Origin of the sequence: Variovorax beijingensis (assembly GCF_003951285.1) — a bacterium.
GTDB lineage: Bacteria > Pseudomonadota > Gammaproteobacteria > Burkholderiales > Burkholderiaceae_C > Variovorax > Variovorax beijingensis.
The window spans coordinates 25,596-43,683 of record NZ_RXFQ01000003.1 but is presented as its reverse complement, the minus strand read 5'-3'; the positions used below and the strand labels follow the sequence as shown (position 1 = coordinate 43,683).

The 18,088-nt window shown below is 68.0% G+C and carries 17 protein-coding genes and 2 riboswitches; of the genes, 8 read left to right on the top strand and 9 right to left on the bottom strand.

What is annotated here, in order from left to right; all coding sequences use genetic code 11:
* Window positions 1-41: 41 nt before the first annotated feature.
* Window positions 42-947, bottom strand: coding sequence for a LysR family transcriptional regulator (locus EJO66_RS05665; protein ID WP_124958258.1), 906 nt, complete (start codon window positions 945-947; stop codon window positions 42-44).
* A gap of 68 nt (window positions 948-1,015) precedes the next feature.
* On the opposite strand from EJO66_RS05665, the gene denD reads away from it, so the two are divergent.
* The 8 genes from denD to gcvP all read left to right on the top strand — a co-directional run bounded on the left by denD (window position 1,016) and on the right by gcvP (window position 10,466).
* Complete coding sequence (gene denD / locus EJO66_RS05660; protein ID WP_164547772.1) at window positions 1,016-2,032, top strand: D-erythronate dehydrogenase; 1,017 nt, start codon at window positions 1,016-1,018, stop codon at window positions 2,030-2,032.
* A gap of 63 nt (window positions 2,033-2,095) precedes the next feature.
* On the top strand, window positions 2,096-3,067 hold the full coding sequence (locus EJO66_RS05655; RefSeq protein ID WP_124958260.1) for a TRAP transporter substrate-binding protein: 972 nt from the start codon (window positions 2,096-2,098) through the stop codon (window positions 3,065-3,067).
* An 86-nt stretch (window positions 3,068-3,153) separates the two neighbouring features.
* Window positions 3,154-3,648 (top strand): TRAP transporter small permease, encoded by a 495-nt coding sequence (locus EJO66_RS05650; protein WP_124958261.1) that lies wholly within the window; start codon window positions 3,154-3,156, stop codon window positions 3,646-3,648.
* Window positions 3,645-4,922, top strand: coding sequence for a TRAP transporter large permease (locus tag EJO66_RS05645; protein ID WP_124958262.1), 1,278 nt, complete (start codon window positions 3,645-3,647; stop codon window positions 4,920-4,922). The genes EJO66_RS05650 and EJO66_RS05645 overlap by 4 nt, the downstream gene beginning before the upstream one ends.
* Window positions 4,923-5,071: 149 nt before the next feature.
* Window positions 5,072-5,620, top strand: coding sequence for a hypothetical protein (locus tag EJO66_RS05640; protein WP_124958263.1), 549 nt, complete (start codon window positions 5,072-5,074; stop codon window positions 5,618-5,620).
* 33 nt (window positions 5,621-5,653) lie between these two features.
* Window positions 5,654-5,744, top strand: a riboswitch (glycine riboswitch).
* A gap of 12 nt (window positions 5,745-5,756) precedes the next feature.
* Window positions 5,757-5,869: riboswitch (glycine riboswitch) on the top strand.
* A 45-nt stretch (window positions 5,870-5,914) separates the two neighbouring features.
* Window positions 5,915-7,093, top strand: coding sequence for a glycine cleavage system aminomethyltransferase GcvT (gene gcvT, locus EJO66_RS05635; RefSeq protein ID WP_124958264.1), 1,179 nt, complete (start codon window positions 5,915-5,917; stop codon window positions 7,091-7,093).
* Between the two features lie 44 nt (window positions 7,094-7,137).
* Window positions 7,138-7,509, top strand: coding sequence for a glycine cleavage system protein GcvH (gene gcvH, locus EJO66_RS05630; protein ID WP_018905600.1), 372 nt, complete (start codon window positions 7,138-7,140; stop codon window positions 7,507-7,509).
* 50 nt (window positions 7,510-7,559) lie between these two features.
* On the top strand, window positions 7,560-10,466 hold the full coding sequence (gene gcvP, locus EJO66_RS05625; protein WP_125964739.1) for an aminomethyl-transferring glycine dehydrogenase: 2,907 nt from the start codon (window positions 7,560-7,562) through the stop codon (window positions 10,464-10,466).
* Window positions 10,467-10,476: 10 nt separating this feature from the next.
* Here gcvP and EJO66_RS05620 read toward each other — a convergent pair whose 3' ends face one another.
* The 8 genes from EJO66_RS05620 to EJO66_RS05585 form a co-directional block, all read right to left on the bottom strand.
* Window positions 10,477-10,725, bottom strand: coding sequence for a hypothetical protein (locus EJO66_RS05620; protein ID WP_125964738.1), 249 nt, complete (start codon window positions 10,723-10,725; stop codon window positions 10,477-10,479).
* An 89-nt stretch (window positions 10,726-10,814) separates the two neighbouring features.
* Window positions 10,815-11,756, bottom strand: a complete 942-nt coding sequence (locus EJO66_RS05615) for a DUF3014 domain-containing protein (RefSeq protein ID WP_124958267.1) — start codon at window positions 11,754-11,756, stop codon at window positions 10,815-10,817.
* A gap of 126 nt (window positions 11,757-11,882) precedes the next feature.
* A complete protein-coding gene (locus EJO66_RS05610) occupies window positions 11,883-12,560 on the bottom strand; it encodes an alpha/beta hydrolase (protein WP_125964737.1) in 678 nt (225 codons plus the stop codon).
* Between the two features lie 4 nt (window positions 12,561-12,564).
* Window positions 12,565-13,623, bottom strand: a complete 1,059-nt coding sequence (locus EJO66_RS05605) for an NAD(P)H-dependent flavin oxidoreductase (protein ID WP_124958269.1) — start codon at window positions 13,621-13,623, stop codon at window positions 12,565-12,567.
* A 71-nt stretch (window positions 13,624-13,694) separates the two neighbouring features.
* Window positions 13,695-14,378: a Pr6Pr family membrane protein gene (locus EJO66_RS05600; protein WP_124958270.1), complete on the bottom strand. Its 684-nt coding sequence runs from the start codon at window positions 14,376-14,378 to the stop codon at window positions 13,695-13,697.
* Between the two features lie 99 nt (window positions 14,379-14,477).
* Window positions 14,478-15,224, bottom strand: a complete 747-nt coding sequence (locus EJO66_RS05595; RefSeq protein ID WP_124958271.1) for a tRNA-uridine aminocarboxypropyltransferase — start codon at window positions 15,222-15,224, stop codon at window positions 14,478-14,480.
* Between the two features lie 54 nt (window positions 15,225-15,278).
* Window positions 15,279-16,490, bottom strand: a complete 1,212-nt coding sequence (locus EJO66_RS05590) for a DUF1501 domain-containing protein (RefSeq protein WP_124958272.1) — start codon at window positions 16,488-16,490, stop codon at window positions 15,279-15,281.
* Window positions 16,491-16,513: 23 nt separating this feature from the next.
* The gene (locus EJO66_RS05585) at window positions 16,514-18,043 is read right to left on the bottom strand and encodes a DUF1800 domain-containing protein (RefSeq protein WP_125964845.1); all 1,530 of its coding nucleotides are present in this window, start codon (window positions 18,041-18,043) and stop codon (window positions 16,514-16,516) included.
* Between the last annotated feature and the right edge of the window lie 45 nt (window positions 18,044-18,088).

The window sequence follows — 18,088 nt, the reverse complement described above, 5'->3', positions numbered from 1 at the left end:
TGGGAATCCGCGCTCACGAACGCCAACGCAAATTTTCTCGCTCAACTCATCGATTTTTTCGATGACCCCATGCGGTGCGAAGCGTGCACCACGGCGGAGCCGAGCGCGGCCTCGGGCAGCGGCGACGACGGATCGTCGCGATAGCTCGCGTAGATGGGCAGCGGCTCCAGCGCCACGTCGCAAGGCAGCACGCGCAGCGGCAGGCGCCGCGCCAGCGGCTCGACCACCGCGCGCGGCAGCGCGGCCACGCCGAAGCCCGCCTCCACCAATTGCGCCATCGCCGAGATCGACGAGATCGCGTGCACGCGCGGTGGCGGGCTGCCGGCCTCGCGGAACAGCTCGAGCAGCGCCACGTGCGGCTGCGATCCGCGCTGGAAGGTCAGCAGGTCGAGCGAGAGCAGGTCCGGCAGGCGGTAGCGCCGCTTCAGGTGCAGCTCGCGGTGGCCGACGAAGCACATGGGCATCGGCGGCACGGCGCGGGTGCGCACCCCGTCGCCGGTGGCCGGCAGCGCGGCAAACACCAGGTCCTGCTTGCCGCGCTGCAGCTGGTCGACCAGCACGGGCGTGGTTTCGACGGTGAGCTCCAGCTCGAAATCCGGATGCGTGGCCTGCATGTGCTTGAGCCAGCCGGTGAGCCAGCTGTGCACCACCGATTCGATGGCGCCCACGCGCAGCACGGCCTCGCGCACCGTGCCCGAACCCATCTCGGCCTTGATGTGCATCTGCATCTCGAGCAGCTTCTGCGCGAAGGCATGGAAGCGCTGCCCCGCCACCGTGAGGCGGAACTGCTTGTCGCGCCGGTCGAGCAGCAGCACGCCCAGCTCGCGCTCGAGCGCGGCGATGCGGCTGGACAGCGCCGACTGCGTGATGTGCAGCTTCTCGGCCGCACGGGTGACGCTCTTGAGCGCCACGGCCCAATGGAAGGCTTCGACGAATCGCAGGTTCATCGTGCAAGTGTCGCCTGAGCCGCGCATTCCGCTGCGCTATGCTCGTTGGCAAAGGAGACAAGACCATCATGCAGATCGTCATCACGGGCGGCGCCGGCTTCCTGGGCGCACGCCTTGCCCGCACCCTGCTCAAGCAGGGCGAGCTTTCGCTGGCGGGTGCGCCGGCACGCACCATTTCCCGCATCACGCTGGTCGACCGCGCCGCGCCGCCGGCCGACCTGGCAGCCGACCCGCGCATCGGCACCGCGCTCGGCGACCTGAACGAACAGCTGGCCTCGCCCGACGCCTCGCTCTGGACCGGGGCCGACGCCATCTTTCACCTGGCCGCCGCGGTCAGCGGCGAATGCGAGGCCGATTTCGACCTGGGCATGCGCAGCAACTTCGCCGCCACGCATGCGCTGCTCGAAAAGGCACGCGCCGTGGCCACCCGGCCGCTGCTGGTGTTTGCCAGCTCGCTCGCGGTGTTCGGCGATTCGCCCGGGCAGCCGCTGCCGCCGGTGATCGAGGACCACACGCTGCCGACGCCGCAGACCAGCTACGGCATCCAGAAATTCATCGGCGAGCAGCTGGTGGCCGACTACACGCGCAAGGGCTTCGTGCGCGGGCGCAGCGTGCGGCTGATGACGGTGAGCGTGCGCCCCGGCCGGCCCAACGGCGCGGCATCGGGCTTTTTCAGCGGCATGATCCGCGAGCCGCTCGCGGGCATCCGCGCCGCCTGCCCGGTGCCCGACGAGACGCCGGTGGCCATCGCGTCGCCGGCGCGCACGGTCGAAGGCATCATTCGCGCCGCCCAGGCCGGCGACGCCGAATGGGGTCCGCGCACCGCGCTCAACCTGCCCTCGCTTTCCACCACCGTGGGCGAAATGGCCGCGGCACTCGAACGCGTGGCCGGCAAGGCCGCCACCGCCCTGCTCGACCGCACGCCCGATCCAGCCATCCAGCGCATCGTGAAAACCTGGCCCGGGCGCATCGAAACCGTACGCGCCAAGGGGCTGGGCCTCTCGGCCGATGCCAGCTTCGAGGAAGTCATTCGCGATTACGTCCGTGAAAATCCCGACGCAGTCAAACTGGTTATTGCGGCATAGTCATCGGTTGCACGCAAAGCCGACGCTTTGCGACACCCCCTTTCCATCTCAGGAGACAGAAGAATGAAATTGACCCGACTGGCCGCTGGCCTGGTTCTGGGCATGGGCATGGCCTGCGCGGCCTTTGCGCAGACGACCATGAAAATCAGCATCTCGACCGCGCAGAACTCGCACCAGGGCGTGGCCATCGACACCTTCGCCAAGGAAGTCGAAAAGCGCACAGGCGGCCGCTACAAGGTGCAGACCTTCTACAACGGCTCGCTCGGCGGCGAACGCGAATCGATCGAGGCAGTGCAGCTGGGCACGCAGGAGCTCGCTTTCTCCTCGACCGGTCCGGTGCCCAACTTCGTGCCCGAGACCAAGATCCTCGACGTGCCTTTCCTGTTCCGCGACAAGGCCCATGCGCGCGCCGTGCTCGACGGCCCGATCGGCCAGGAGCTCCTGACCAAGTTCGACGCCAAGGGTTTCAAGGCGCTGGCCTGGGCCGAGAACGGCTTCCGGCACATGACCAACAGCAAGCGCGACGTGAAGGCACCCGAAGACCTCAAGGGCCTGAAGATGCGCACCATGGAAAACCCGGTGCACATCGCCGCATACAAGGGCTTCGGCATCATCACCACGCCCATGGCCTTCCCCGAGGTGTTCACCGCGCTCCAGCAGGGCACGGTCGACGGCCAGGAGAACCCGCTGCCGGTGATCATTTCCGCCAAGTTCGACCAGGTGCAAAAGCACCTTTCGCTCACGGGCCACGTCTACTCGCCCTGCATCTTCCTGATGAACAAGGCGTCGTTCGACAAGCTCAGCGCGGCCGACAAGCAGGCCTTCCTGGAAGCAGCCAAGGAAGGCACCAAGGCCAACCGCGCCCGCGTGGACGAAGACGATGCCAAGGGCGTGGCCGACCTGCGCGCCAAGGGCATGACCGTGATCGACAACGTCGACAAGGCCAAGTTCGTTGCCGCCCTGTCGCCGGTGAACGCGCAGTTCGAAAAAGATTTCGGCAAGGCCAACCTCGACAAGATCCGCAACTTCAAGTGAACCCTCGATGCTATCTTTTAGGTAGCATCATCCGCCCGTTCAGTTGCATCTGACGGGCTTTTTTGTTTTCAAGATCACAACTGCAGATGAAAGAAAAATTTCTCGGCATCGAGCGCTGGACCACCGGCTTCTCGATGATCGCCGCCTGCGTGATGCTGGTCATCGCCTCGGGCCTGGGCGTGTTCCAGATCGTCACGCGTTTCGTGCTCGAGCAACCCGCCGAATGGAGCGAGATCCTGATCCGCGTGAGCCTGATCTGGATGGTGTTCCTCGGCATCCCGATGGCCTTTCGCCAGGGCGCGATGGTCAGCGTCGATGTGCTCTACCGCTGGAGCCCGCCGCGCATCAAGCGCGTGCTCGACGCCGTGGTCAGCATTGCGGCGCTGGCGCTGATGCTGGTCATTCTCTGGTGGGGCTGGGACTACGCGATGCGCGGCCGGGTGCAGTCGATGGCCGGGCTCGAAAGCCTTTCGATGATGTGGTCGTACCTGGCACTGCCGGTCGGCTCCGTTTTCTGCCTTTTTGGCATTGTTGGCAATTTTCTCGATCCCAAGCGGCTTGAGCTGGAGACCGCGCAATGACACCAGTCATGGTTGCAACGATGGTGCTGTGCTTTGCACTGTCGGTTTCGGTGGCGGTGTCCATCGGGCTCGCGTCGATCCTGGGCATCCAGGTGGCCAACGTCAACATGCTGATCTCCGTGAAGGAGATGTTCAATTCCATCAACAAGTTTCCGCTGGCCGCGATCCCGTTCTTCATCCTGGCCGGCAACCTGATGGAAACCGGCGGCATCTCGCGGCGGCTGGTCGAGTTTGCCAAGAGCATCGTGGGCGGCGTGCAGGGCGGCCTGCCGATGACCTGCGTGCTCACCTGCATGATCTTTGCGGCGGTGTCAGGCTCGTCGGTGGCCACCACCTTCGCCATTGGCGCGATCCTGATTCCGGCGCTCATCAAGCACGGCTATCCCACCGCGTACGCGGCCGCGCTGCAGGCCACGAGCGCCGAGCTTGGCGTGATCATCCCGCCCTCCATTCCCCTGATCCTCTACGGCGTGAGCGCCGAGGTGTCGATCGGCGAGCTGTTCATCGCGGGCTTCGGGCCGGGCATCCTGATCAGCCTGGCGCTGATGCTGTTTGTTTGGGCCTTCTGCAAGTGGAACGGCTGGGGCAAGAACGACGGCGACGGCCGCATGCCTTTCTTCAAGGCGACGTGGCAGGCCGGCTGGGCGCTGCTGATGCCCGTCATCATCCTGGGCGGCATCTACGGCGGCATCTTCACGCCCACCGAAGCCTCGGCCGTGGCGGTGCTCTATGCGCTGGTGGTGGGCGTGGTGATCTACCGCGAGATCAAGCCCACGGACCTGTACGTCATCTTGCGCAAGTCGGTGCTGTCCTCGGCGGTGATCATGTTCATCATCGCCAACGCGGGCCTGTTCGCGTTCCTGATCACGCGCGCAGGGGTACCCGACGCCATCGGGCACTGGCTGCAGGAAGTGCTGAAGTCGCCCACGATGTTCCTTTTGGGCGTGAACGCGGCGCTGTTCGTCATCGGCATGTTCATCGAGACCAGCGCGGCCATCATCGTGCTTGCCCCCATCCTCGCGCCGGTCGCGATGCACTTCGGCGTCGACCCGGTGCACTTCGGGCTGATCATGGTGGTGAACCTGGCGCTCGGCATGATCACCCCGCCTTTCGGCGTGAACCTGTTCGCGGCCTGCACGGTGGCGCGCATCTCGCTCGACCGGATCGTGAAGTACCTGGTGCCCTTCGTGCTCGTGATCCTGGCCTGCCTGCTGGTGATCACCTACCTGCCGTGGATATCGCTCGCGCTGCGCGACCTGGTGTACGCCAAGTAGCGGAAACAGCGCGAAAAAGAAGAAACGGCAGCCTGTTCGCAGGCTGCTTTTTTTTTGCGCGGCCGGGCCGCTGTAATGCAAACGTTTCATGAAGATGTCACCGCTTGCAACGATGCTTCAGCCCTCGATCCTCCCAAAGCTGTGGCGCCATGTTTCCCACCAAGACCGACAAGGCACGCGACGAACTCCAAGGCCGCGAGCGCACGCTGAGCCAGCGCGAACGCGCCTTGCTGCTGATGGCCGACGGCCGGCGTTCGCTGACCGATTTCAGCCCGCTGTTCGCAAGCCGGACCGAAGCCGAGCAGGCGATCCAGGCGCTGATGCGCCAGGGCTACCTGCAGGACGCGCAGGCGGCGGCTGCCGCTGCGGCGCAGGCTGCGGCCCAGCCGCCCGCCCCGGTCCCCGCGGCAGATCCGATACGGCTCGCCACCTCGGCCGACAACTTCGACGGCAAGCGCTCGCTGGCCACCACGCGCATGTTCCTGTTCGACATCTGCGAGCGAATGTTCGTGCGGCGCGACCCCAAGTTCGCGCTGCAGATGCGCGACGCCCTGCGCGAGGCGCGCGACCGCGGCGCCATGCTGACCATTGCCGCGCTGATGCTCACCGAAGTCGAGAAAACCGCCGGCGCCGAGCGGGCCGAATCGCTGCGCGAGCGCATCGGCCGGCTGCTGCCGCCGGCCGAGACCGTGCACTGAGCCTGCGGACCCCGGGCCCGCGATCCACTACACTCCCCATGGTCAGGAGAGAGCCCCGCCAGCCGGGGCCGCCGAAGGCGCAGGGGTTTCCCGAACGCTCAGGCAAAAGGACTGACACAGCGCTGGCGCATGCCGGCGCTTCCTTGCTGGAGAGAGGCCGCTGCATCCGCAACCATGCACCGGCCCACCGAAGGAGCAAACCCCGATCGTGGGGCGAATCTCTCAGGTAAAGCGGACAGCAGGGGTGGCCCATGGCTCGCGCCATGGAATTCGTCTGCCCCTTTGGAGTGCCCCGTGGCTGCTTCCTCCGACTCCTCTTCCGCCGAACAACTCCTGAAGACCCCGCTGTACGACCTGCATGTGGAGCTCGGCGCCCGCATGGTGCCGTTTGCGGGCTATTCGATGCCGGTGCAGTACCCCGCGGGCCTCATGGCCGAGCACAGGCACACGCGCAATGCCGCCGGCCTGTTCGACATCTCGCACATGGGCCAGTTGCGCCTGGTCGGCCCGGACGCCGCGGCCGCCTTCGAAACCCTGATGCCGGTCGACGTGATCGACCTGGCCGCCGGCAAGCAGCGCTACGGCCTGCTGCTGAACGACCAGGGCGGCATCCTCGACGACCTGATGTTCTTCAACGAAGGCCACGGCTCGATCTTCGTGATCGTGAACGGCGCCTGCAAGGTGGCGGACATCGCCCACATCCGGCAGAAGATCGGCGCACGCTGCGATGTGCAGCCCATGCCCGACCACGCGCTGCTCGCGCTGCAGGGGCCGCAGGCGGCCGCGGTGCTGGCGCGGCTGTCGCCCGGCATCGAGCGCTTCGTGTTCATGACCGGCGGCGCGGTGCAGATCGGCGGCGTTCCGGCCTTCGCCACGCGCAGCGGCTACACCGGCGAAGACGGCTTCGAGATCTCGGTGGCCGCCCAGAACGCCGACGCGCTCGCCCGCCTGCTGCTGGCGCAGCCCGACGTCAAGCCCATCGGCCTGGGCGCGCGCAATTCGCTGCGGCTGGAAGCGGGGCTGTGCCTCTACGGCAACGACATCGACACCACCACCACGCCGGTCGAGGCCTCGCTCAACTGGGCGATCCAGAAGGTGCGCCGCACAGGTGGCGCGCGCGAAGGCGGCTTTCCGGGCGCAGCCAGGGTGCTGGCCCAGCTCGCCGCCGCCACGGCCGGCGCCGCGGGCCACACCGACCACGACACGCTGAAGCGCAAGCGCGTCGGCCTCGTGGCACTGGAACGCATTCCGGTGCGCGATGGCACCGTGCTGCAATCCTTCGAAGGCAAGGACATCGGCTTTGTCACGAGCGGCCTGCTCGGCCCGACGGCCGACCGCCCGATTGCCATGGGCTACGTCGCCACCGCGTTTTCCGAGCCCGGCACGCGCGTGCAGGCCATCGTGCGCGGCAAGCCGGTGCCGATGGAAGTCTCGACCCTGCCTTTCGTGCCCACCCGCTACTACCGCGGCTAGGCGCTTCGCCCTCATCATCATTTTTTCCACGAGGAGTTTTCACCATGAGCATCAAGTACACCAAGGACCACGAATGGGTCTCGGCCGAAGGCAGCGCAGCCACCGTCGGCATCACCGTGCATGCGCAGGACGCGCTCGGCGACGTGGTCTTTGTCGACCTGCCCGAAGTCGGCAAGAGCTTTGCCCAGGGGGAGGTGGCCGGTGTCGTCGAATCGGTCAAGGCCGCGGCCGATGTGTTCATGCCCGTGTCGGGCGAAATCACCGAAGTGAACGAAGCCCTGCGCGCCGATCCCTCGCTCGCCAACACCGATCCGCTGGCCGCCGGCTGGTTCTTCAAGGTCAAGCTCAGCGAGCCCGCGCAGCTCGACGCGCTGCTCGACGCCGCCAGCTACGACAAGTTCGCTGCCGAGTCCTGATCCGCCGAGTTCGCAAGCCGCCTTTTCCTCATCTCCGAGCCTTCACCGCCATGCCGATTCCCGCCCTTCCCTCTTTGCAACAACTGGAGAACGCCGAAGAGTTTCTCGCCCGCCACATCGGCATCGATGCGGCGGACGAGGCGCGCATGCTGCCGGTGATCGGCTCGGAAACGCGCGCCGAGCTCATCGACGGCATCGTGCCCGCGGCCATCCGCCGCGCCAAGCCGATGCGGCTGCCGGCGCCGGCCACGGAGGCCGATGCGCTGGCCGAGCTGAAGGCGATCGCGGCGAAGAACAAGGTCTTCAAAAGCTTCATCGGCCAGGGCTACTACGGCACGCACACGCCGGGCGTCATCCTGCGCAACGTGCTCGAGAACCCCGCCTGGTACACGGCCTACACGCCCTACCAGGCCGAGATTTCGCAGGGCCGCATGGAGGCGCTGCTCAATTTCCAGACCATGGTGTGCGACCTCACGGGCATGGCCATCGCCAACGCCTCGATGCTCGACGAAGCCACGGCCGCGGCCGAGGCCATGACGCTCGCCAAGCGCAGCGTCAAGAGCAAGAGCAACGTGTTCCTGGTGTCGGGCGACTGCCATCCGCAGACCATCGAGGTCATCAAGACGCGCGCCGCGCCGCTGGGCATCGAGATCAAGGTGAGCACCGTGTCCGAGACGCTGCCGCACCTGATGGTGAGCGGCGAATTCTTCGGCGTGCTTGCGCAGTACCCAGCGACCACCGGCCATGTGCACGACCTGCGCCCGCTCGCAGGCCATGCGCACCAGTGCGACGCCGCCTTCTGCGTGGCCGCCGACCTGCTGGCGCTGACACTGCTCGCGCCTCCGGGCGAATGGGACGCCGACATCGTCTGCGGCACCACGCAGCGCTTCGGCATGCCGCTCTGCAACGGCGGACCGCACGCGGCCTACCTGGCCTGCCGCGACGAGTTCAAGCGCTCGCTGCCGGGCCGCCTGGTGGGCGTGAGCGTCGACACCCACGGCCAGCCCGCCTACCGCCTTGCGCTGCAGACGCGCGAGCAGCACATCCGCCGCGAGAAGGCCACCTCCAACATCTGCACCGCGCAAGTGCTGCCGGCCGTGGTGGCCAGCATGTACGCCGTGTACCACGGCCCCGACGGCCTCACGCGCATCGCGCAGCGCGTGGCCGCGCTCACGGCCATCCTCGCGCAGGGCCTCGCGCAAATGGGCCGCGAGCCGGTCAACGCCACCGCCTTCGATTCGCTGACCATCCGCACCGGCGACGACACGCCGAAGATCATCGAGCGCGCCCAGGCCGCGGGCGTCAACCTGCGCCAGCGGCTGCAGCAGCACCTGGGCATTTCGCTCGACGAGACCACCACGCGCGCCGACGTCGAGACGCTCTGGGCGCTGTTCGTGCCGGCCGGCACGCCGATGCCGCGCTTCGACGACGTGGCCGGCACCGCGCCGCGCCTGCCCGAGGATCTGCGCCGCACCAGCGCCTTTCTCACGCACCCGGTGTTCAACACCCACAAGAGCGAAACCGCGATGCTGCGCTACATCCGCAGCCTGTCGGACAAGGACCTGGCACTCGACCGCAGCATGATCCCGCTCGGCAGCTGCACCATGAAGCTCAACGCGACCAGCGAGATGATCCCGATCACCTGGCCCGAGTTCGCCAACATCCATCCCTTTGCGCCGGCCGAGCAGCTGGTGGGCTACGCCCAGCTCGACGCGCAGCTGCGCGCCTGGCTCTGCGAAGCCACCGGCTACGCGGGCATCAGCCTGCAGCCCAACGCGGGCTCGCAGGGCGAATACGCGGGCCTGCTGGCCATCCGCTCCTTCCATGAGGCCAACGGCCAGGGGCACCGCAACATCTGCCTCATTCCTTCGTCGGCGCACGGCACCAATCCCGCGAGCGCGCAGATGGTGGGCCTGCAGGTGGTGGTGACGGCCTGCGACGCGCAGGGCAACGTCGACATGGACGACCTGAAGCGCGCCTGCGAGAAGCACAGCGACAAGCTCGCGGCCGTGATGATCACCTACCCGAGCACGCACGGCGTGTTCGAAACCCGCGTGAAGGAACTCTGCGAGCTCGTGCACGAGCACGGCGGCCGCGTGTACGTCGATGGCGCCAACATGAATGCGCTGGTCGGCGTGGCCGCGCCGGGCGAGTTCGGCGGCGACGTGAGCCACCTGAACCTGCACAAGACCTTCTGCATTCCGCACGGCGGCGGCGGGCCGGGCGTGGGCCCGGTGTGCGTGGTCGAAGACCTCGTGCCCTACCTGCCGGGCCATGCGACGGCCGGCGTGGCATCGAACGGCGTCGGCGCTGTCTCGGCGGCGCCGCTGGGCAATGCGGCGGTGCTGCCGATCAGCTGGATGTACTGCCGCATGATGGGCGCCAAGGGCCTGCAGGCAGCGACCGAAATCGCGATCCTGAGCGCCAACTACATCAGCGCGCGCCTCAAGGACCATTACCCCACGCTCTACGCGAGCCCCAACGGCCACGTCGCGCACGAGTGCATCCTCGACCTGCGTCCGCTCAAGGACACCAGCGGCGTCACCGCCGAGGACGTGGCCAAGCGGCTGATCGACTACGGCTTTCATGCGCCCACGCTGAGTTTTCCGGTGCCGGGCACGCTGATGGTGGAACCCACCGAAAGCGAGCCGCTGGCCGAGCTGGACCGCTTCATCGACGCGATGATCGCGATCCGCGGCGAGATCCGCCGCGTCGAGGAAGGCGTCTGGCCGAAGGACAACAACCCGCTCAAGCATGCGCCGCACACTGCGGCCAGCCTGCTCGGAACGGAGTGGCCGCATCCCTATTCGCGCGAACTCGGCGCGTTTCCGCTGGCCCAACTCAAGCAAGCCAAGTACTGGCCGCCGATCGGCCGCGTCGACAACGTCTACGGCGACCGCAACCTGTTCTGCAGCTGCGTGCCGGTGGGCGACTACAAGGAAACCGAAGAGGCCTGAAAAAAGCCGCTCAGGCTTCGCGGTGGTAGATCGCCCACTTCACGGTGAGGATGTCCGCGGCGATCTTCGCGGCGTTGACGCCCGCGTAGCTTTCGGACGGATCGAATTCGAAGCCTTCCTTGTAGAGCCTGACATGCGCGAAATCGCGGTCGAAGGTCATCGGGCCCATGAGCTCGGCGGGGTCGGTGCCCGCGGGAAGCGCCAGGAATTTCTCGGGATCGGTGGCACTCTGGTAGAGGTCGACGCTCATCAGGTTCATACGGGTGTCCTCGAAATCTTGGGATCCCGCGAATCATCCCCGGCATCCGCGCCGCGTGCAATCGGCCCGCGCCTACACGGCGCACCCGGTCAGCGCGGCTGCTGCGCGTTCTTTTTCATCAGCTCGCCCGTGGCGATCTGCTCGCGGAAGCCGCGCAGGCTGGCCTTGAGCTTGCGCTCGTTCTCCAGCCCCACGCGCACCATGATCTTCTGGCCCGACGAGAGCGATTCGAGCTGCGGATCGGCGTACTCGTAGCGCACCCAGGGCCGCTGCGATGGCACGTTGCCTTTCACCTCGACGAGGCGCACCTGCACCGGCCCGGCGGGCTCGGGCGCCTGCAGCAGATGGTCGATCACGGCAACGAGCCGGTCGTTGAAATAGCGCCCCGGATAGCCGAGCTCTTCATAGGCCTGCTGGAACAGCGGATAGAGCCGCGCATACACCTTGGCCGCCTTGGCCGGATCGATCGACTCGGCCAGCATCACGATGGGGCTGTAGCGCGCGGCATTGTTGGGCGAAATGGTCTCCTTCTCGCCCTTGCCCTGGGTGGTGAAGCGCTGCTTCGTCGGCTGCACCGGCCAGGTGCTCGCGGGCGACTGCTCGCGCGCGAGGTTGTCGACGGTGGCCACGAAGCGGCGCACGATGCCTTCGAACTGCAGGAAGTCCGCCACGTTCTTGCTGCCCATCAGGTCGACGAGCGCCTTCATCACGCGCGAATCGGAATCGGCGACCTTGGGCAGACCCGACTCGGGCAGTGCGATTGCGTCAATGGGGTTCTGCGGCTCCGGGGATTCGGGCAGGGACGGGGGCGGTGCGGGCGCAAGCCCGTCGTTCGGGGCCGCGGCCACCGGCGGTTCAACCGGCAGCGGCTGTTGCTGCTGGTACCAGCGCCAGCCCAGGAATGCGGCTGCGATCGCCAGCAGCACGATCACGACGATGGTTCCGGTCGACGTCTCGCGCCGCGGCCTGTACGCGGGCGCATCGCGCGGATCGCGCACGTCGGGGATTTCGGGGATGTCTCGGTCGGGCATGTCTGCGGTTTCCTTTTTCGAGGATGGCAATGGGAGACGAGCGGCTATGGTGCACCAGATCGGCGCCCGGCCGCGGCTTCGTCCCGTAACGCCCTGTGACGCGCTCCCGGCGCGAAAGTTCGCCCGCTAGGACGCGCCCGCCGCCGAACCGAGCGACTGCAGCCACGCCAGCGCGCCCTGCAGCTCGGCCGGGCGGATCTCGTGGCCGCCCGGAAAATCGGCGCCCGACAGGGCCAGCGGCAGGCTGCGCGCCAGTGCGCGCGTGGCCTGCGCAGCGCTTGGCGGGATCACGTTGTCGGCGCTGCCGTGACTCACCCACAGCGCTTTGCCGACGAAAGCCTCGGGCGCTGCGATGTGCGCCGCCACCTGTTGCAGCAGCCGGCCGTGCCACACCATGGCAGCGCGCACTTTCGCGGGCTGCGTCAGCAGCAGCGACAGCGCCATGATGCCGCCCTGGCTGAAGCCGCCGACCACCACGCGCTCGGGCGGCACGCCGAGTTGCTGCGCCGCGGAGGCCACCATCTCGCCCAGCAGGAAGCGGCTTTCGCGCTCCTGCTCCTCGTTGATGCGCCGCTCGCCATCGGCCAGCACCTGGAACTCGAACCACGCATAGGCATCGGGCGACAGCACATACGGCGCGCGCAGGCTCAACACATGAAACTGCGGCGGCATGAGCCGCGCCAGGCCGAACAGGTCCTGCTCGTTGCTGCCGACGCCGTGCATCAGCACCAGCAGCCAGGGCTCGCGCACGTTCGGCCCCGCGGCCTGCTCGAGAAACTTGAAAGGCAGGTGGAGTTGCGTCATGGCGTCAGGCCGCAAGAGACTGAAAACCCTGCGCCAGGGCGCGCGTGATCTCGGCCGCCGGCAGCTCGCGGCAGCCGGTTGCGTTCTGGCCCGACCACAGCGGAGAAAAATCTCCGCTGCCCTGCGCCTCGGCCTTGGCGCGCAGCGGCGCAATGCCCGAGGTGGCCAGCGGAAACTCGGGCGCCGCCGGGCCGATCGGGCCCAGTTCGCGCATCACGCGGTTGACGATGCCGCGCGCGGGCCGGCCCGTGAAGAGATTGGTCAACGCCGTGTGGCGCGCGGCCTCGCTCTTCAGCGCCGCGCGGTGCACGGCGCTGGTGGTGGCTTCGGGCGCCAGCAGGTAGGCGGTGCCCACCTGTACGCCCGCGGCGCCCAGCGCCATGGCGGCGGCCACGCCGTTCGCATCGGCAATGCCGCCGGCCGCGATCACCGGCACCTTCACGGCGTGCACCAGTTGCGGCAGCAGCGCAAAGGTGCCGAGCTGCATCGTCAGGTCGTGCGACAGGAAATGGCCGCGATGCCCGCCGGCCTCCAGCCCCTGCGCAATGACCGCATCGACGCCATGCGCTTCGAGCCACCGCGCCTCGTCGACCGTGGTGGCCGAGGCCAGCACCTTCGCGCCCCATCCGCGCACCTGCGCCATCAGTGCCTCTGAAGGCAGCCCGAAATGAAAGCTCACCACCGTAGGACGGAACTCGGCCAGCAGATCGGCCACTTCGGCACTGAACGGGTTGCGCCCCGGGCCGGTGGGGATGCTCGCGGCATCGATACCGAACTCGGCGTAGTACGGCGCCAGCGCGCTGCGCCATGCCGCCTCGCGCTCGGCGCTCGGCTCCGGCGGCGTGTGGCAGAAGAAGTTGACGTTGAAGGGCTTGCCGGTGCCGGCGCGGATCGCGGCGAGCTCGCTGCGCATGGCATCGGGGCTCAGCATGGCACAGGGCAGCGAGCCGAGCCCGCCGGCGTTGCTGACCGCGATGGCCATGGCGCTACCCTGCACGCCCGCCATGGGCGCCTGGATCAACGGCAGCTCGATGCCGAGGAGTTGCTGCAAGGGAGTGGTCATTTCGGATATTCCTTCTGGATGCGCCGTGCGCGTCAGCGGCTATTTTGCGGCGAAGCCCAAAGCCCCTGCGCTCAGCCGGCAGGCGCTGCGGGAAGCTGCTTCTCGAGCAGGCGCAGGCCGATAGCCATCACGATGAAGACGGCGGCAACGAAAGCCGAATTGAGCGCTGCGCGTGCCAGTCCCAATGTGCCCACGTCCATGAACGGATACGGATACCAGCCGGTGAACGCGCCGCGCACGAAGGTGTAGACGATCCACGCGAGCGGCAGCAGCACCGCCCACGCGATGGTGCCGCGGCCGGTGCGCGGCCGTGGCCCGACCAGGAACCAGCCGAGCACCGCGAACACCGGCGCCGCCGTGTGAAGCAGGAAGTTCGCGAGCTGTCCCGAGGGCGTGAGCTCTCGCAGCCCCGTGAGCACCGTGTGGAACACGATGCCCGTGACCGCGATGCAAAGCACCGCCGTGAGCCGCAGCACCCGGAACAGCCGCCCGTCGTGCGCCGGACGAAAGGCAAGCAGCGCGCAGACACCGCCGACGAGCAGGTTCGAATCGATAGTGAAGTAGCTGAACAGCCGCACGAAGCGCTCGAGATGCGTGGGCGCGATACCGGGGCCGCCGCTGATCGCCGCGCTCAGCTCGAGGCCGATTCCCCCGGCCGCGGCCAGCGCCACCACGCCGTGCAGAAGGCGCGCGAGCGCAATAGGGCCCCATGCGGCTTGCGGTGCGGTCTTGGCGATATACGGTTGTGGCGGCATATGAACCTCCGAAGCTTGGCGCACCGAGAGTATGCCGAACGCCGGACCGCCATGCCGCAAGCCGCGGCCCAAGGACGATCGCGGGCAAGTTCGACGACATCAGGCCGGCAGCCGGGCGGACACCTCGCGCAGCCGCCGATGCGCCGCATCGTCCCAGGCAATGGGCTGCTGGTTCTTCGCACGCAGATAGTGCTGCGTGAACACCGCCAGGTACGCCTCCAGCGTCTGTTCGGCAACAGGCTCGCCCGCCAGGCTCATGCACATCGCGGCCACCTCGCTGGTGCAGAAGTGGTCGTCGCGACCGGAGTTGCGCAGCCTGTATTGCGTGATCCGCTCCGGCTGCAGGCTCAACACCGGCAGCCGGTCGAGGTAAGGGCTTCTGCGGAACATCTTGCGCGCCTCGGCCCATGTCGCGTCGAACAGGATGAAGAGCGGGCGTTTCGCGCTGCCATTGCCGTCCGGTCCAGGCGCCGGAACGGCCAGGACCACGCGCTCGGGCGCCGCATATTGCCCCGGGAACACCACGTAGGGCTGCCATTGCGGATCGTTCAGCAGTGCCAGCAGCGCGGGATCGGTCTCGGTGCGGGCCCAGCCGAAGGCGAAGGTATCGGCCACCACGTCGGCGACCAGCCACCCGGTGTTGGTGGGCTTGAGCGGCTCGATGTCGGCCATGAGCAGGCACACCCCCGCGCGCGTTGCCACCGAAGGGCGCACGGCGCACATGCAATGGCTGGGCACCAGGCGGCAGCCCGCGCAGCGCTCGCGCTTGAAGCCGCCGCGGGCGAGAAAGGGTTTGGCGCTTCGCGCCAGGCGCGCGGCGCGAAGGAAGGAGACGGCGTGAGGCATGCACCGATTCTCGGCGGCTCCTGGGCGCCCGGTGCGCAGGAATGCGCCGGGCGGCTAAACCAACTCCAGATCCTTCGGCGCCACTCCCTCGAACACCCGCCCAAGCTGTGCCGGCGAGAGGCCGTACATCCGCCTGAACAGCCCGCCGAACACCGCGCGGTATTCGTTGAGCACCGGGTAGTCGCGGTTCTGGAACAGCGTGGCCTGCGCCACTTCCTGCTGCTCGCCCACGATGCGCCCGCCGGCCTGCGCCGAGAGGCCGCCGCCGAGCACCCAGTACACGCTGCCGTGTCCATGGTCGGTGCCGCGGTTGCCGTTCTCGCGGAAGGTGCGGCCGAATTCGCTGATAACCACGACCACGGTCTGGCGCCAGGCGTCGTCGCCCATCTCCTCTGCGAAACCGGCCACGCCGCGGCCCAGTTCCTCGAAACGGTTGGCGAGGTAGCCGATGGCACCGCCCTGCCCTACATGCGTGTCCCAGCCGCCGACATCGACGAAGCCGATATCGAAGCGCTCGCGCATGAGCCGCGCCATGCGGCGCGCGACGAGTTCGAAGCCCTTGGCCGTCATTGCGTTGCGGCTGGCCGCGTCCATCTCGGCCTGCATGGCGCGCACCACCTCGTCGCGCACCTGAAAGCCCTCGGCCACCGGTTGTGCCAGCGCCGTGTTGCGGTACATCGCCGAAATCACCTCGCTCTGGCGCGCATCGATCGAGGGGCGCGCACTGCCCGCGAGCGCCATGTTGGCGGCCTTGGCGCTGCCGCGCATCGCGATCGGCAGTTGGTTGGTGAACGCCATGGGCGACACGCCGGCCAGCGGCCCGGCGCCGAGCACGGAGGCCAGGCGGTTGAGAAAGCCCGAGCCATAGTCGCGGCGCTTGTCGAGCGCCTGGCCCAGTTCGATCGAGTCCTGCGTTTCGAAGTGGCTGCGCGAGAGATCGTCGGTGCCGGCGAAGGCGATGAAGGCGGCCTGTTTTTGCTGAAACATCGGCATCACAGTTTGTGCCAGCACGGGGTGCAGGCCCCAGTTGCCGTCCAGCGGCAGCGCGCCGCCGGGCATGCCGGGCCTGGCGATGGCGATGTTGGGGCGCGAGGCGTAGTAGAAGTCGCTGCCCGTGGGCACGAGCAGGCTGGCGCAGTCGTACGCGCCGCGCAGGAACACGACCAGCAGCTTGGTGCCTTCGGCTGCGGGCGCGGCCATCAGCCGGCCGGCGGCGCCCGCAAACGGAACGGCGGCCATGAGCTTGAGCAGTTCTCGACGTTGCATGGCGGTGTGTCCTCTTCTCATCATCAGCGGCGCATCAGCTCCGGCGACGCCAGCAGGAAGGTGTTCCACTCCTGCGGGTTCCTCGCCTGCGCCAGCGCCTCGCGCGTGTCCGCGCCCAGGCCCGCCTGCATGGCGCGCACCGCGTGCGAGTCGGCCAGTGGCGGGAATGCGGGTTTCTCCAGCGGCGCCTTGTCGTCCGTGCGGAACAGCACGGCGCCGTTCGCGCCGATGGCGCGCGCGATCTCGAAGCGCGTGTTCATCTGCCCCGCGCTGGCCCAGGCGGCTTCGTTGAGCGGATAGCCATCGGGCGTCTCGTGGCCGTACAGCTGCTGGCCCATGCGGTTGATCCAGCCGAGCATCGGACCCACGTTCGAGACCACGCGCTCGTCGTACGCGAGCCGCACGCCGGCGATCACGTAGTGCACCGGATCGCGGAACTTGCGCCCGAGCGAGGCGGCGAACTCGGGCGACTCGAACATCGCCTTGAGCGTGACGGCGATGTCGCCGTCGCTGCGCGTGAAGGCCGCGGCCATGCGCTCGACCAGTGCCTGCGGCGGTTCGTCGGAGACGAAGTACACGGCGAGCTTGCGCGAGACGAAGCGCGCGGTGGCCGGCGCGCGCGCCAGGCGGTCGAGCGCCTCGTCGGCCTCGGCCAACCCGCGGCTCTGGATGGGCTGGCCCAGCAGCGTTTTCGGCCCGTAGTCATGCCGGTTGGGGTTGAACTCGAACAGGCCCCGGCGCACATAGTCGGCGCGCAGGGCCGGCCGCACGTTCGGCGGCGGCGCATCGAGCGGCTGGTAGCTCACGCCCACGCCGGTGAGCACGCGCGCCAGCTCCTGCACGTCCGCTTGCGAATAGCCGCCGCCCACGCCCATGGTGTGCAGCTCCATTAGCTCGCGCGCATGGTTCTCGTTGATGCGGTTGGCGGCGTTCTGCGCGTTGTCCAGGTAGCGCAGCATCGCGGGGTGGTGCAGCGTGGCGCCGAGCAGGTCGCGGAACCTGCCGAGCGCATGCGGGCGGATCGCGTTCTCTTCGTAGTCGCCCAACATCGCGCGGATGTTGTCCTTGCGCAGGTTGACGTTGAAGTGGTTCATCCAGAACCAGGTCATCTGCTCCTGCAGCTGGTTGGGCGAATAGAGCGCGCGCAGCACGAAGCGCTGCTGCGCCTCGCGCGCCAGCTCGTTGAGCCGCCGCTGGTAGGCCTGGCGCGCGGCCTTCTTCTGGTCTTCGTCGGGCAGCGCGTCGAGTCCGGTGACGAGCTGGTCGAGCGGCGTGCGCGAAATGGCCATGGCATCGATCTGCGCCTGCGCAGCGGGTGGCAGCGGCGCGGACCGCGGATTGAGCTGGTCGCGCATCCACAGCGACAGGCCGCGCCGCGCCAGTTGCGCCTCGCTGCTCGCATTGGCACCCCAGCCCACGCGGTCGAGCCAGCGCAGCCGCGCGGCTTCGTTCATGGGTGCAGAAGGCAAGGACACCGACACCAGCGGCCGACGGTCCCCCGGCGCGCCCGCGCAGGCCGCGAGCAGCGCCAGCACGCATGCAGCGAGCGCCATCGGCACGCGGCGCGGGAAGAACAACCACGGCGATGCGGCGGCCGC